This is a genomic window from Oceanobacillus aidingensis (assembly GCF_042654105.1).
In the GTDB taxonomy this organism is placed as follows: Bacteria; Bacillota; Bacilli; order Bacillales; family Amphibacillaceae; genus Oceanobacillus; species Oceanobacillus oncorhynchi.
The window spans coordinates 93,101-106,774 of sequence record NZ_JBHSFT010000007.1 but is presented as its reverse complement, the minus strand read 5'-3'; the positions used below and the strand labels follow the sequence as shown (position 1 = coordinate 106,774).

Below are 13,674 nucleotides of genomic sequence, written 5' to 3'. Positions count from 1 at the left end.
TTAGTACTCCTCTCTAAACTTACGTGAAATATATTTTGCTAACAGATTCATCATTAACGTAAAAACAAATAAGGTTAATGCAACGGCATAAAGACTATAATAAATAGTCGTTCCTGCTGCCGCTTCCCCGCCTGCTACCTCTACAATATAAGCAGTCATCGTCTGCATCGACCCAGTAATATCAAACGAGAAATTCTTGGAGCTTCCACTGGCAATAGCTACAATCATCGTTTCCCCTATTGCCCGGGAAATACCAAGCACAAAGGAAGCAATAATCCCTGACAGTGCTGCTGGAATAACTACTTTAAATGTTGTCTCAAGTTTTGTTGAGCCAAGTGCTAGCGCTCCTTCTCTCATCGAGTTTGGAACAGAAGACATGGCATCTTCTGATAACGAAGCAATCATCGGAATAATCATGACGCCCATAATGATTCCCGGGCTAAGAATATTGGTTGCTTCAATAGATGGAAAAATCATTCTTAGTAAAGGCGTTACAAATGTAAAGGCGAAAAATCCATAAACAATTGTCGGTACGCCGGCTAAAATCTCTAATAACGGCTTCAGCACTCTCCGAACATGATCAGGCGCGTATTCACTTAAATAGATTGCCGACATCATCCCGATTGGCCCCGCTACCAGCATTGCTATCACTGTTGAGATAATGGTTCCGTTTAACAACGGCAGTAATCCAAATTCAGGATTTTGGCTTAACGGTTTTAACACAGTCCCTGTAAGAAAATCAAGAATTGGGACATTCCGAAAAAACGCAACCGATTCAGCAAACAGCGTATAAATTATCCCAACTGTGGTAAGAACCGATATCGAAGCAATAATTAATAATAGAATTGGTATGAACCGTTCTAATTGATTAAAAAATTTGCGCTTCTGTTTTTGTTGTTCAATCATTTTACTAACCGACATGCGGTTCTTATTATTTGCAGCCATGATGCTAGAGCCACCTTCCATTTCTTAAAATAAGAGGAAGATGAGAGGTGTTTTTACACACCGCTCATCCGTCTTCTTGTCTTATTCGATTCCTTCTAACTCTTCCAGCTGTGACTGGATTTCTTCATCTGGAATCGGTGCAAAGCCTGTCTCGCCAGCTACATTATTTGTATTTTCTAAAACGTATTTTGCATAGTCAAGCACTTCCGGTTTTTCCTGTGCTTGATTTACATTCAGGTACGTAAATACTGGACGTGTATAGTCTGCATAAGGTCCGTCCTCTGCAATCGTATCTAGAGATGGTTCAACCGCTCCGTCACCAAAGTCAATAGATACAGCGTTGATCGCATCTTGATTACTTTGATAATATCCAAATCCAAAGAATCCAATAGCGTTCTTATCTTCTGAAACCAATGTCACTAATGTCGAGTAATCTTGTTGAAGATCAATTCCACCTACTAAATCTTGTTCTTCTAAAATCTCTTCGTAAAAGAATTCATATGTTCCATGATTTTCATTTGGACCGTACGTTTGAATGTCTTCATTTGGCCAAGAGTCATCAATATCTGACCACTTCGTATATTCACCAAGGAAAATTCCTTGTACCTGCTCTGGTGTTAACTCTGTCGCCCAATCATTATCTGGATGCGTCACAATCGTTAAACCGTCTAATGCAACCTTCAATTCTTGCACTTCCATGCCTAATTCATCTGCTTTTGCCTGTTCTTCCTCTTTTATTTCCCGGGAAGCATCATTGAAGTCCGTTCCATTTTCCACTAAGAATTTTTCAAAACCTGCGCTTGTCCCGGCACGGCTAACCTCTACTGAAACGCCCTGCTGCTCATTTATCATATAATCTTCAGCTAATCTCGCCATTAATGGGTACACCGTACCTGAACCATCAATTGCTACATTACCTGATAATTCTTCACTGCTGCCAGATTCAGAATCACTTGCACTATCTGCATCGCCTGAACCGCATGCTGCCAAGAAAATTAAAATAGAAACAAAAAAGAATAAAGTAAACCGTCTAAAGCTCATTAAAGTGCCCCCTTAAATTTATCTGCATAATAGTTACTGGACATTTCTCCTCTGTCCTCACTTTGAAGTATAGAGAAGAATTATTAATATAGTTTGCTGTTAATGTAAAGAGTATGTAAATTTAAGTTTTTTACTTTAAGAGGGCTATGATTGCGGTACTTTGGAAAAACAAGATAATCCGCCGAGTGGTTTCCCCTTCTCAAGCTTGTCCTATTTCATTAAGAAAAGAATCATTTCCTTCTCTATCTTATTCTATGCACAGATGATCTATTTAGCATTCAAATTTGAAAACTGCCGAAATAGATGATTCCTTTCACAAGCCAGACCTGTTATTTCGACTTTTATCATTTTTCTAAAAATACTTGCTTTTTATATTTCGATTATTTATAATGACATTAATTCGCATAGGTTATTTATGAAAAGCGTGGAAGAGGAAAAGTAAGATTCAACTATTTTTTCACAGAGAACTTCGGCAGCTGAAAAGAAGTAAAAATACGAATCTGAACAATGGCCTCTGAGCTTCGTGCTGAAAATATCGATCGATATGAGTAGGTTCCGACGAGATTTGGTACTCGTTATCAATACCACAGTATCAAAGCTTCTTGCTTTCGTACTTGATGAGGCTGTATGTGTGAGCATACAGTAAAATAAGGTGGTACCACGTATATTCCAACCACGTCCTTATCGTTTATTCGATATGGGCGTGGTTTTTTAATTCCTTAAAAACCAACTGCTCATCGACGAAAATGCAAGCAACACAAAGAGGAGTTTCAAAAGTCCAGCAAAAATGACACAGCGAATTTTTATCGAATTTTTGAGCACATATTATTAAGGAGGAATTTAAAATGGGAAGAAATTTAGTCATTCAAACAGATTTTGGTCTTAGCGACGGAGCAGTCAGTGCCATGTATGGGGTAGCACTTTCTGTAGATTCCAAGCTCCGGGTATTCGACCTGACACACGATATCCCGCAATATAATATTTGGGAAGGCTCCTATCGCCTCTATCAAACGTTACCATATTGGCCAGAGGAAACAGTTTTTATCTCTGTAGTTGATCCAGGAGTTGGTACTGCAAGGCTGAGCGTCGTCGTTAAAACGGTGAATAACCAATATATTGTGACGCCGGATAATGGAACACTTACCCATATTAAAAAGGACATCGGCATTAAGGAAGCCAGAATCATCGATGAGAAAACAAACCGTTTACCTCGCTCAGGGGAATCCTATACGTTTCATGGACGTGACGTTTATGCCTATACAGGAGCAAGATTAGCATCAAATACCATTACCTTTGAAGAAGTCGGAGCCCCTGTTGATGTAAACGATATTGTTGAATTAACAAAACCGGAAGCTTATATAGAAGAAGATATCGTCTACGGTAATATTGATATATTAGATATTCGCTTCGGCAATCTATGGACCAACATCAGCAGAGAGTTGTTTCAAGAAATTAATGTGGCTCACGGAGATGCTTTCGAAGTCACTATCGCCAATAACCGCCAGCAGGTATATAAAAATATCATGACATACCGGCATTCCTTTGCCGAAATTCGCCTCGGAGAGCCTTTGCTGTATGTGAATTCGTTGGATAATTTAGGCGTTGCGATTAACCAGGGCTCCTTTGCCAATGCGTATCACGTAGAAACTGGGCCCCATTGGCAAATTATTATTCGCAAAGCACCGAAAATAAGCTGATTGGTATTTAATAAAATAAGAACATATCATTTAAAGGGGGAATTGGGAATTGAAGAGAAATGGGTTATCTATTAAAACAATTGTAGCAATTGGAATTGGTTCAGCAGTATTTGTTATTTTAGGGCGCTTTGCAGCCATTCCAACCGGGATACCAAATACAACCATTGAAACCGCATATGCCTTTTTAGCTTTAATGAGCGTCGTTTTTGGCCCTATTGCCGGAGGACTGATTGGTTTAATCGGCCACGCCTTAAAGGATGCCGTATTTTATGGTTCTATTTGGTGGAGCTGGGTGTTTGTATCGGTATTTATCGGCTTTTTTATCGGCTTATTCACTAGAAAAATCGATATAGAGTCAGGAATATTTGCCTCCAGACAAATCATTCAGTTCAATGTGGTACAAGCAGGTGTACAAGCGATAGGCTGGTTCTTGATTGCTCCAGCTTTAGACATATTGATTTATGCAGAGCCTGCAAATAAAGTATTTGTACAAGGCGCTTTCGCCGGTATTGCCAATATTATAACCACCGGCATTCTTGGTACGATTCTAATCGCATCTTATACAAAAACCAAAAGTCAAAGCGGGAGTCTTACCAAAGAATAGTATCTGTTGCCGTTATCTGATTTCTGAGAACAGCAGATACTTTAAGGGAGATAAACATGAAACAGCCTATTATCCAGTTTGAAAATGTTACATTTAAATATCGAAGCCAACAGGAACCTACGTTAAAAAATATTGATTTAACCATTCATCAAGGAGAAAAAATATTAATTGCAGGCCCTTCTGGTTCTGGAAAAAGCACACTAGCTCATTGCCTCAATGGGCTGGTGCCTTTCTCGTATAAAGGGGAGATGACAGGAAGCTTGAAAATCCAAGGACAGGAAACAAAAGAGCTCGATATCTTTTCGTTATCCAAAATGGTTGGCACGGTATTGCAGGATCCTGACGGACAATTTATCGGCTTATCTGTCGGCGAGGATATTGCTTTCTCTTTAGAAAATAATGTTACTCCGCATGACACCATGATGAAAAGGGTAGCCGATGTCTCACGCCTTGTAGATATGGATGAATACTTAGATGCTTCTATCCATGCTCTTTCCGGCGGACAAAAGCAGCGGGTCTCTCTCGCTGGAGTCATGGTGGATGACGTAGATATTCTCCTTTTTGATGAACCATTGGCCAATTTGGACCCTGCTACAGGGAGACATGCCATAGATTTAATTGATCAGATTCAAAAGGAGACAAATACGACGGTCGTTATCATTGAGCATCGTTTAGAGGATGTATTATACCGGAATGTGGACAGAATTATCGTTGTTAATGACGGAGACATTGTAAATGATTCCTCTCCCAATGTATTGCTTACCTCCGATGTGTTACAGAGAAATAACATTCGAGAGCCCTTATACATCAAAGCATTAAAATACGCGGGTTGTCTCCTCACTCCGCAGCATGGCTTAGCACACTTGAATACATTGCAAACAGAGGCATTCAAAGACAAGCTTTTACATTGGTTTGAGCAATCTCCGCCCGCAAAAAAGAGAACGCTGACACATCCTGTTTTGCAGCTGGAGGACGTCTCCTTCACATATAGTGGCAAGGAAAATAACATTAAAAAGGTATCCTTTTCCATTGATAAGGGAGAAATGGTAAGCATTGTCGGTAAAAATGGTGCAGGTAAATCAACTTTATCCAAATTAATTTGCGGATTTGAAAAAAATAACCAAGGAAAAATCATCTATCACGAAAAGGATATTACCGGAGACACTATCTATCAGCGTGCTGAACGGATCGGCATGGTGATGCAAAATCCAAATCAAATGATCTCAAAGCATATGATTTATGACGAAGTAGCCTTAGGCCTTGTTATGAAGGGAACTTATTCCGAAGAAGAAATAAGAGAGAGGGTAGAAAACACATTAAAAATATGCGGTCTGTATCCTTTTCGAAATTGGCCGATCTCCGCGTTAAGCTTTGGGCAGAAAAAGAGGGTAACCATCGCTTCTATTTTAGTGCTGAAGCCAGAAATAATTATTCTGGACGAGCCTACTGCCGGGCAGGATTTCTATCACTATACGGAGATGATGGAATTCCTGGCAGATTTAAACGCCCAAGGTATTACCATTATGATGATTACACATGACATGCATTTAATGCTGGAATATACGCAAAGGGCGATTGTCATAGCAGATGGCAAAGTAACTGCAGATGATTCACCTATAAATATCTTAACCAATGAAGCGATTGTGGCGGAAGCTAATTTAAAAGAAACGTCCTTATTTGATTTAGCAGTTCTTACCGGTATTGAGGAACCGGTCGAGTTTGTATCCAGGTTTATTGCCTTCGACAGGGAGGTACGCAAAGCATGGCCGTAGAAATGTTATCTTATATCGAAAAGGAATCCCCTGTCCATCGATTATCAGGGGGCACTAAATTGATTATTTTTATCATGTGGTCCTCCGCTGCAATGCTCACTTATGATACAAGGATTCTATTATTTTTATTCATTATAAGCATGACCATATTCATTGTTTCAAAGGTTCATATCCGGGACATCGCCTTTGTATTAATCTTTATTTTAATTTTTTTACTGTTGAATAATATCGCTATTTACCTGTTTTCACCTCAGGAAGGTGTCCGGATCTATGGTACCAATCATGTACTTTTTGAAATAGCCGGGCGTTATAATATGACACTGGAGCAAATCTTTTATCAATTTAATATTACATTAAAATATTTTGTCGTTATTCCGGCTGCGTTACTATTTATCGTCACTACCCATCCGAGTGAATTCGCTGCTTCTCTCCACCGGATTGGAATCAATTATAAAATCGCTTATTCTGTCTCTTTGGCACTCCGGTATATTCCAGATATCCAACGGGACTTCCGTACTATTGCCCAAGCTCAGCAGGCCCGCGGGATTGATTTATCAAAAAATGAAAAATTAGCTAAGCGGATCAAAAATGCAGGAGCTATTATTCTTCCTTTAATCCTATCCAGTTTGGACAGAATTGAAGTAATCAGTAACGCTATGGAGTTAAGAGGATTTGGGAAAAATAAAAAAAGAACCTGGTACAGCATCAAGCCTTTTAAACGGGCAGATTATATCACGATAGCTGTTGGAGCAGTCATTTTGACCGTATCGTTGATAATCACCTTTCATGATGGCAGCAGGTTTTATAATCCATTTTTGTAACAGAATGAAAAAGGATGCGATGTTCCAGTGAATGGAAATCACATCCTTTTTGTCATACCGTATAACGTTCTTTTTCCTGTAATTCCATGTTCCCATCTGTCATTTGATAGACTTTATCACAATCCTCAATCAGTCGGGTATCATGTGTTACAACGATTGTTGCTGTTTGCTTTTCTTCTGTAATTTCTTTTAACATACGCATCACTTCAAATGCACGGTCAGAGTCAAGTGACGCCGTCGGTTCATCTGCTAAAATAAGACTTGGGTTGGTATAGAGTGCTTTAGCAATCGCTACCCGCTGCCTCTCTCCGCCAGATAAGTCTTTTGGGAAGCTGCAAAGCAAATGATCAATGCCTAACGACTGATAGAGCGCTTCGGATTCTGCTTTAGACATATTCCCTTTCTTTACCTTATCCAGCAGCTGCATCTGCTGTCCAACGTTTAAATAAGGAACCAGATTCGATGCCTGCAAAACAAAGCCGACTTCTTTCAGCCTTAACGCTGCACGCTTTTTTTCCTTTAAATCAGTCAAAGCTGTGCCGTTCATCCTGACTTCTCCCGCTGTGGGTGTCTGCAGCCCTCCGGCGATACTTAAAAACGTACTTTTTCCGGAACCAGAGGGGCCAATAACTGCAACTAATTCGCCTTGTTGCGCCTCAAAATTCGTTTCTTTCATTGCTTCTACTTTTGTTCTGCCAGATCCAAAGGTTTTCTGCACCTTTTTCAATTCTAAAATAGCCATATTCCCTTAACCTCCTATCGCCCGTAATGGGTCAATTCGCACAATGGTCTGTACAGAAATAAATGCTCCAATGACGGATACGGCAATCAGAATCATTCCATAGACCAGCATTTCAATGTAATTAAAGGCTACCGGTACAGCTGCCGGCAGGAATAATCCTGTAACTACAGCAAGAACCAGCCCAATCATCACCCCAGCTAAAGAAAGTAAAAATGTCTGCGCTACAACAGAGCCGGCCAAGTATTGGGAGGATATTCCCTGAGCCTTCATCACCCCGAAAATACTTATCTTCTGAATAGTAAGCACGTAGAGAAAAATCGCCAGGACCACAGCTGAAATAACAAACAGGAAGTATATCATTAATGTCAGCGTCAAGTTCTGCTCTGTATAACCAGGCAGATTCTCTATAAACGTTTCTGTATCAACCACCTGCAATGCTTCATCTGCTTCCACACTGTCTAAGTTATCTGTACGAATAACAAAGGCATTCACTGCATCGTTATCCCCTTCAGCCATTTCCCCATATTGCAATGTTTCCAGCGTATTTAAGTCTGTGAACAGCACTGGCGCTGCATTAAATCTGGCTTTATCCGTAAAGCCAGTGATTTCCAACGTCTCCTCTGTGGAAGATAAGGAAATCTCATCACCAATTTCAAAGCCGTCTTCTTTTAATGTATCATCCGCTATTACTTCTCCCTCATCCGCGAATGCGTTTCCTTCTGTCACATTTGGCATGATAAAGGACGCTTCATCTACAGCAAAGATAAATACATTTTCTTTTTTATCCCCATGACTCGCTATTGCGCTGAGCTGAGATAATTCGGTATATTCATCCACTCCGGCCCCGTCAAAATCATCCGCAGACACGATGGATTGCTGCAGACGTAAATCGGATTCCTCTGTTAGAATAACACCGTCTGCTTCCCATTTATCAACAGCCTCCCGATTAAGCTGCTCCAGTCCATTGGCCAGACCGGATAAAAAGAATACAAGATAAGAAATAAGTACCAGCACACCTATAACTAAGGTGAAACGCAGCTTGTTGTTCTTTATTTCATTCCAAGCTAAAAACATTCCTTCACTTCCCTTGATTTTATTACAAACACCTTTTCTTATTCCCCTTTTAGAGAATGTTTAACCCGGCATCTCAAGCGGTCAATTTGTATCATCTGTTAATTCCCTCAAATAACCGATAATTTCCTCCTTTTCTTGCGCATCCGGTTCTTCATATAATAACTGCTCAGCAAACTCCCAAATATCCTCCAGCCTTCTTCTTAACTGGTAAAAAGCAAGAGCATCTTGATTGATATGATAACTTTCATGATGCTGAAGGTAGACTTCCATAAACTGCTTCCAATAAGGCTTTTCTGTCAGAAACATCATATCTGCTTCAGGAGGAGCCAGTTTCAGTCCTTCCCAATCTATTAATAATAGCTTCTCCCCCTGCATCAAATTCCAATGATGCAAATCTGTATGACATAAGACCATATCGAAGGAAGCAGATTTCAGCTTTTCTGAAAGTTCTTTTATGCTGCTGATCCATGCAGCTATTTTTTCCCGATTTTCACGAAAAAGGGCATGTAGCTCCCCCGGGATATGTTTTTCATTGAAATGAATGACCTCTTCCAATTCTTCTAAAAAAGGCACGTCAAAGTCCTCCTTCAGAGCTTTCGTTGGAAAAGGGATTTCCTTCCCAAATGAGTGGAGTGCGGCTATTATATGTGCAAATTCTGATACCTGCTGCTTGGTTAAGCCTTGTTCACCAATGGTTTCCCCATCAATAAAAGGATACAGCAAATAACTATTTTCTGTGTCTTCACATTGATACTTCCCTTCCTTTGTCTGTAGCGGAACAGGAATTTTTCCTTTTAAATCACTGCTATATGCTAACCACTCCACAATGGGAGCATACTGGTCAATCCACGCGGTCAACTTTGGCGTAGAAGCACGTCTCTTTTCATATACCTTCAAAAAATAAGCAGCATCCTCCGCCTTTATTTCAAAGGCAAGGGACGCCCATCCTCCCTGTTTGGATTGTACGTGAACAGGATGGACTCCATACGCTTCCTGTAATATTGCAGTAAACGGATTCACTGCGATTCCCCCTTCCCTAAAAAGCTTGAATCCTACTGTAAATTCAAAAATGGCCGTTCTTTATTAATCCGGTCAAAAAACATGATGCCATTCAGGTGATCCATTTCATGCTGTACTAAGATAGAGCTATATCCCTTAAAGGTATATGTATGCTCCTCTCCCTCTGTATCAAAGGCCAGCACCTTTATTCTCTCATAACGCGGCACGTGTCCAGATACTTCCCTGTTTACAGACAGGCATCCTTCCCCTTCCGGAAGATAGATTATATTTGCAGCATGGCTGATCAATTTGGGGTTAATCAGCTTTAATTCCATTGTTTCCTCCTTTTCTGTCTGATATCGTATGACAAACATGCTTTTATTGATGCCGACTTGATTTGCTGAAAGCCCTGCTCCCGGCCTCAGCTGATATTTCTTTGCTATCTCAGGATCCTGACTGTTTTTCAAATACGTCATCATGCATTCCAGCTCTGTTTTCGTTTCCTCCGAAACAGGGAGAGATACAGGGTCTAACTGTTTTCTCAAAATAGAATCCCCCTCTTTTTTAATATCTTTCATCGTTACACGGTAGTCTTTATGAAATTTTGTCATACATAAACACCTCTTCTACATTTTTATCAAGCGCTCTGGATATTTTAAATGCCAGTTCTAACGTCGGATCGTATTTATCATTTTCCACACAGTTAATGGTTTGCCTGGAAACACCGCAAAGCTTAGACAATTTTTCTTGTGTCATATTCGATTGCTTCCTTAATTTTTTAATCTTATTCTTCACTAAACTAAGCTCCTTTTTGTCAAAAGCGTTTGACAAAATTGTAGCATGGAATTCCTATAAATGTCCAAAAAGTTGGACGGGTTGAAATACGCACTCCCTTTTGGTACATACTAAAATAAGAAGGTTATGGGTGACTTTTTGTTTTATTGCAATGTAACTGATTGGGACTGGGACTGCGATTACCAATGTTGTCAGGTTAATGAATTTTCTTAAATACTCAACTTTCGCACCTAAGAATAAGCAAATATTTCTTGCTATTCCAAGATGAACATGTTCTTCATTACCATGCTTGCATTTTGGTGAAATATCCGGCCTTTTTGGAATTGATGATGGTGCATAGCTCCGCTCCGGCCAACCACTTCGCTTTCCATGGGGACGGCTTCAGCTAACTTGAAAAGAAAACCGCTTTTCAAGTGGATCTTCAGCTCGCCCTGTTCCCATAGGAGTCTGCGTGGTTGGCCTGCGCTCTGATAGGATTCTACAGCGAATGAAAGAAATAAGATTTTAATGAGCTGAAGGAAATAGCAACTTTCGTCTGAACAACCCAATCATGACAGCATGAATATGAAATACAGGGAATAGCATTTATGCTCAGAAAGTAATCTTGACGGAACATTTTACCATACAGCATGAAAAAGATGTTCTATATGAAAAAGATGTTCTATCTGATTAAACATCTATTTGGTGAGTTGTTTTTTCACGTATAGAATATCCTACTAGCGGAGGCGGACCGTTTTGACTCCTGAGGGATCAGCACCATCTGAAGATCCACTTTTGCCAAGTGCTCTTCTTGGCAAAAGTTAGCTGAAGAGCGTGCCCCTAGGCAGACTAAGGCCGCAACGTCCTGTTGCAACGTCTGCACTAGTACGTCCTGTACGTCGGAAAGCAAAACGGTCCGCCGCAGCGGTCGCATTAACCTGACATCATTGAGACCTGCGATTACTCGGTCTATTAAAACCGTTGCTGCGATTACTCGCCCCATCGAAGGTCTTTTGTATGATGCCCGCTTCAAGCATAGAGAGAAACTGAAAATTCTAAGCAGGAGAACCAACAGCCAATAACGGCCCGGTTGGTTTAATTAACATTTCGCAGGGAATGAAAAGGCCCCCGCGGAATGAAGCTTCCCTTTATTCCCCGAAATTTTGTGATGTTGTATGTATCTCCTTCTTATTAAAAGTGTTATCATAGTATATGTTTTCGGAAATACGAATAGGACAATCCTATTTTTGGAGTGATTATATTGAAGGCATGGTTAAAAAATCGGACCAGGACCGAATATATTACCGTCTGTCTATTACTAATCGGTTTTATCGCATCGATGATATTTATCAATAACAATTATGATTTATATGATAGAACGATTGTTCACATTACCGATGTTCAAGAAATAAATAGAGAAGATCAGCCAGATGAGCATGGCAATCAAGATGAAAAAGTCACCCAGCATATCGTTGGAGAAGTAAAAAATGGTTCAGATAAAGGAGAAATAACTGAATTTGATAATGAATATGTCCAGTCCCTGGCATTGGACTATGAGTTATCTGCAGGCAATGAAATCTTTCTTGCTCAAGACGGAGAAGCAACAGGGGATATTAAACGGGACAAATATTTCGTGTTTGTCGCATGGATATTCCTGATTATTTTATTAGCAGTCGGAAAATCCAGAGGTGCTCTATCCGCACTGAGTTTGTTTGTCAATGCAGCTATTTTGTCATTTGCATTAGATATTTATATACAGAATCCAAGCATCAGTCTTTCTGTTATTACTGCAATCAGTATTATTATTTTCACCATTCTCTCCCTATTGATGGCGACAGGATTTAACGAAAAAACCTATACAGCTATTTTAGCTACATTAATAGGGACCGTAATTTCATTGGTGATTGCTTATGCAGCACTGCATTTCACTGGCGAACAAGGACTGCGCTATGAAGAAATGGCCTTTTTAACCAGGAACCCGGAAACCATCTTTATGGCAGGGTTACTAATCGGTTCCTTAGGAGCTGTAATGGATGTAGCCATTACATTATCAGCTTCCATGTTTGAAATGTATGAGAAAAATAACCGGATTGATTTAAAAACATTAAAAAAAGCAGGTTACGAAGTCGGGAAAGATATCATGGGCACCATGACCAATATTTTATTTTTTGCCTATGTCAGCGGGTCCCTTCCCATGCTGTTAATCTATTTTAAAAATGCAGCACCGTTCGGCTTTACCATATCAATGAACCTTTCCCTTGAATTAACACGTGCTTTAGTCGGCGGAATTGGGATTGTATTGACCATTCCGATTGCCATCTATATTTCCATTTTCTTTATCCGGAGAAAGCAGGCGAAATTATGAATGTACTTGTATTACTGGCAATCATATTATTTGCATTAATGGCTTGGGTCGGCGGTATGAAGGGCGTACGCTCTTTTATTGCCCTCTTTATCAATTTTATCATTGTGCTTATGGCTGTATTCGTCATGAATGACCCGTCCGGGAATCCAATTATTATTACGCTTATTGCATGTGGTTTCATCAGTGCTGTCAGCTTGTTCTTCATCAACCGGGTAAATAATAAAACGATGCTTGCTTTCTTATCTACGATTGCAACAATGGTTATTTTAATCTTTTTCATTATTATTTTAACCGAACAATCCATGATTTATGGACTTGGGGAAGAAGAATCTGGAGAAATCACAGCTTTCAATGTGCATATTGGATTAAATTTCATTCAAATTGCTACAGCTGTGATTATTATGAGCACGATTGGGGCGATTGTAGATACTGCCATTTCAATCACCTCTCCGATGCGTGAAATCCACGACCAGAATCCGGAAATTTCCAGAAAGAATCTATTTTTCGCCGGCATTCGTATTGGCCGTGATATTCTAGGTACAAGCACAAACACGCTATTCTTCGCCTTTTTCGGAGGGTATATGGGACTGCTAATCTGGTTTAAGGATTTAGATTACTCTCTTGGCCAAATTATAAATGCCAAAGTGTTCAATGATGAAATGCTTGGAATCCTTATTTCGGGCCTTGGCATCGCTCTGGTTATTCCGATTGCTTCTCTGATGAGTGCATATTATTTGAAGAAGCAGAAAAAGGACATCGCGTTGGATGAGCAGAAATAGGTAAAAGCAGCCTTACGCTGTTTATGTTTAGAAATAAGCCCGAATGATTCCGCTTGGAATA

At 40.0% G+C, this 13,674-nt stretch carries 13 protein-coding genes and 1 other annotated feature; of the genes, 6 read left to right on the top strand and 7 right to left on the bottom strand.

All coding sequences use genetic code 11. The features are described 5' to 3' along the window. Complete coding sequence (gene pstC, locus ACFO3P_RS04915; protein WP_193064798.1) at positions 1 to 945, bottom strand: phosphate ABC transporter permease subunit PstC; 945 nt, start codon at positions 943 to 945, stop codon at positions 1 to 3. Positions 946 to 1,026: 81 nt separating this feature from the next. Continuing rightward, positions 1,027 to 1,986 (bottom strand): PstS family phosphate ABC transporter substrate-binding protein, encoded by a 960-nt coding sequence (locus ACFO3P_RS04910; protein ID WP_042529204.1) that lies wholly within the window; start codon positions 1,984 to 1,986, stop codon positions 1,027 to 1,029. A 416-nt stretch (positions 1,987 to 2,402) separates the two neighbouring features. Further along, positions 2,403 to 2,672: a binding site (T-box leader), on the top strand. A 159-nt stretch (positions 2,673 to 2,831) separates the two neighbouring features. Between ACFO3P_RS04910 and ACFO3P_RS04905 the strand changes: the two genes are divergently transcribed. Genes ACFO3P_RS04905 through ACFO3P_RS04890 form a run of 4 tightly spaced genes read left to right on the top strand, consistent with a single transcriptional unit; the run spans position 2,832 to position 6,880 of the window. Further along, entirely contained in the window at positions 2,832 to 3,683 is an 852-nt protein-coding gene (locus ACFO3P_RS04905; protein ID WP_042529202.1) for an SAM hydrolase/SAM-dependent halogenase family protein, read from the top strand. A gap of 49 nt (positions 3,684 to 3,732) precedes the next feature. After that, on the top strand, positions 3,733 to 4,287 hold the full coding sequence (locus tag ACFO3P_RS04900; RefSeq protein ID WP_042529200.1) for an ECF-type riboflavin transporter substrate-binding protein: 555 nt from the start codon (positions 3,733 to 3,735) through the stop codon (positions 4,285 to 4,287). 56 nt (positions 4,288 to 4,343) lie between these two features. Continuing rightward, positions 4,344 to 6,059, top strand: coding sequence for an ABC transporter ATP-binding protein (locus tag ACFO3P_RS04895; RefSeq protein ID WP_289584464.1), 1,716 nt, complete (start codon positions 4,344 to 4,346; stop codon positions 6,057 to 6,059). Next, positions 6,050 to 6,880 carry an energy-coupling factor transporter transmembrane component T family protein gene (locus ACFO3P_RS04890; protein WP_042529196.1) on the top strand — a complete coding sequence of 277 codons (831 nt, stop codon included), beginning with the start codon at positions 6,050 to 6,052 and terminating at the stop codon, positions 6,878 to 6,880. Before ACFO3P_RS04895 ends, ACFO3P_RS04890 begins: the two co-directional genes overlap by 10 nt. A gap of 52 nt (positions 6,881 to 6,932) precedes the next feature. On the opposite strand, the gene ACFO3P_RS04885 is transcribed toward ACFO3P_RS04890, so the two are convergent. The 5 genes from ACFO3P_RS04885 to ACFO3P_RS04865 all read right to left on the bottom strand — a co-directional run bounded on the left by ACFO3P_RS04885 (position 6,933) and on the right by ACFO3P_RS04865 (position 10,490). After that, the gene (locus ACFO3P_RS04885) at positions 6,933 to 7,622 is read right to left on the bottom strand and encodes an ABC transporter ATP-binding protein (protein ID WP_042529194.1); all 690 of its coding nucleotides are present in this window, start codon (positions 7,620 to 7,622) and stop codon (positions 6,933 to 6,935) included. Between the two features lie 6 nt (positions 7,623 to 7,628). Beyond that, complete coding sequence (locus tag ACFO3P_RS04880; protein WP_042529192.1) at positions 7,629 to 8,696, bottom strand: ABC transporter permease; 1,068 nt, start codon at positions 8,694 to 8,696, stop codon at positions 7,629 to 7,631. 81 nt (positions 8,697 to 8,777) lie between these two features. Continuing rightward, positions 8,778 to 9,716, bottom strand: a complete 939-nt coding sequence (locus ACFO3P_RS04875) for an aminoglycoside phosphotransferase family protein (RefSeq protein WP_193064803.1) — start codon at positions 9,714 to 9,716, stop codon at positions 8,778 to 8,780. A 32-nt stretch (positions 9,717 to 9,748) separates the two neighbouring features. Further along, positions 9,749 to 10,306, bottom strand: a complete 558-nt coding sequence (gene def, locus ACFO3P_RS04870; RefSeq protein ID WP_193064804.1) for a peptide deformylase — start codon at positions 10,304 to 10,306, stop codon at positions 9,749 to 9,751. Further along, positions 10,290 to 10,490, bottom strand: coding sequence for a helix-turn-helix transcriptional regulator (locus tag ACFO3P_RS04865; RefSeq protein WP_193064805.1), 201 nt, complete (start codon positions 10,488 to 10,490; stop codon positions 10,290 to 10,292). Before ACFO3P_RS04865 ends, def begins: the two co-directional genes overlap by 17 nt. 1,231 nt (positions 10,491 to 11,721) lie before the next feature. Between ACFO3P_RS04865 and ACFO3P_RS04860 the strand changes: the two genes are divergently transcribed. Further along, positions 11,722 to 12,834 carry a YibE/F family protein gene (locus ACFO3P_RS04860; RefSeq protein WP_379542212.1) on the top strand — a complete coding sequence of 371 codons (1,113 nt, stop codon included), beginning with the start codon at positions 11,722 to 11,724 and terminating at the stop codon, positions 12,832 to 12,834. Continuing rightward, the gene (locus ACFO3P_RS04855) at positions 12,831 to 13,613 is read left to right on the top strand and encodes a YibE/F family protein (RefSeq protein ID WP_042529182.1); all 783 of its coding nucleotides are present in this window, start codon (positions 12,831 to 12,833) and stop codon (positions 13,611 to 13,613) included. Before ACFO3P_RS04860 ends, ACFO3P_RS04855 begins: the two co-directional genes overlap by 4 nt. Positions 13,614 to 13,674 lie beyond the last annotated feature (61 nt).

What these genes read in the sequence shown, in the direction of transcription:
- ACFO3P_RS04905 (WP_042529202.1), top strand. Translation starts at nt 2,832, where the DNA reads ATGGGAAGAAATTTAGTCATTCAAACAGATTTTGGTCTTAGCGACGGA.
- ACFO3P_RS04885 (WP_042529194.1), bottom strand. Translation starts at nt 7,622, where the DNA reads ATGGCTATTTTAGAATTGAAAAAGGTGCAGAAAACCTTTGGATCTGGC.
- ACFO3P_RS04890 (WP_042529196.1), top strand. Translation starts at nt 6,050, where the DNA reads ATGGCCGTAGAAATGTTATCTTATATCGAAAAGGAATCCCCTGTCCAT.
- ACFO3P_RS04910 (WP_042529204.1), bottom strand. Translation starts at nt 1,986, where the DNA reads ATGAGCTTTAGACGGTTTACTTTATTCTTTTTTGTTTCTATTTTAATT.
- def (WP_193064804.1), bottom strand. Translation starts at nt 10,306, where the DNA reads ATGACAAAATTTCATAAAGACTACCGTGTAACGATGAAAGATATTAAA.
- ACFO3P_RS04895 (WP_289584464.1), top strand. Translation starts at nt 4,344, where the DNA reads ATGAAACAGCCTATTATCCAGTTTGAAAATGTTACATTTAAATATCGA.
- ACFO3P_RS04880 (WP_042529192.1), bottom strand. Translation starts at nt 8,696, where the DNA reads ATGTTTTTAGCTTGGAATGAAATAAAGAACAACAAGCTGCGTTTCACC.
- pstC (WP_193064798.1), bottom strand. Translation starts at nt 945, where the DNA reads ATGGCTGCAAATAATAAGAACCGCATGTCGGTTAGTAAAATGATTGAA.
- ACFO3P_RS04855 (WP_042529182.1), top strand. Translation starts at nt 12,831, where the DNA reads ATGAATGTACTTGTATTACTGGCAATCATATTATTTGCATTAATGGCT.